This is a genomic window from Erwinia sp. B116, from assembly GCF_002865965.1.
Taxonomy (GTDB): domain Bacteria; phylum Pseudomonadota; class Gammaproteobacteria; order Enterobacterales; family Enterobacteriaceae; genus Erwinia.
Genome location: NZ_JRZZ01000104.1, coordinates 1 through 795, shown reverse-complemented (window position 1 = coordinate 795; position 795 = coordinate 1). Strand labels below are relative to the sequence as shown.

Genomic DNA, 795 nt, shown 5'->3' with positions numbered 1-795 from the left:
GCATCCAGGAGGATTCGAACCTCCGACCGCTCGGTTCGTAGCCGAGTACTCTATCCAGCTGAGCTATGGATGCAAAATGGCGGTGAGGCGGGGATTCGAACCCCGGATGCAGCTTTTGACCGCATACTCCCTTAGCAGGGGAGCGCCTTCAGCCTCTCGGCCACCTCACCACTAGCACTCTTTCGAGTTGTGCTTCAGAACGTTGTTTCTGCTCATCGGCACTGCGTGGCGCACATATTACTTTCTGGGCGTTGTAAGTCAAACAATTTCTCAGGCTTTTTTAGTCAAATGCGTTTGTTTGCACAAAAGCCACGCAAAATGGCGACTTAGAGAACAAAAAGGGTGATTTATCAACAGCAACAGTGCGTTATCCGCCGGAAAACCCTGATAAAGAAAATCCGGTTTGCGGCCCCTTTCCGATTAGAAAGAGCCGAATACAGACCCCCAATGTACGGTAATTATCAGTCACCGCTGCTGAATCGCGGAAAAAACAGGCAATCCAGTGTTAACACCGGCTAATGGCGGCAGATAAAAGATGGTTCGCTGCAGAATCTGCATCCGGCTTATCGGAGGGGCTCCGGAACGCGGCCCTCCTACACCATCCAGCCTCAGGGCAAGAAGCGCTGTCCTTTGCACGAGGCTACAGAGCCCTGAACAGGTTCGCTGCAGAATCTGTACCCGGCTTATCGGAGGGGTTCCGGAACGCGGACCCGCTACACCATATATGGACGCTCCCGGTTGAACAAGGCGTTTTTCAGTAAGAGGTAAAATCGGTAAATGCAGCCATATATCCGG

General features: G+C 52.3%; 2 tRNA genes. Both read right to left on the bottom strand.

What is annotated here, in order from left to right:
* Positions 1–73 (bottom strand) — tRNA-Arg (locus tag NV64_RS22745).
* A gap of 4 nt (positions 74–77) precedes the next feature.
* Positions 78–170: transfer RNA gene (locus tag NV64_RS22740), tRNA-Ser, on the bottom strand.
* Between the last annotated feature and the right edge of the window lie 625 nt (positions 171–795).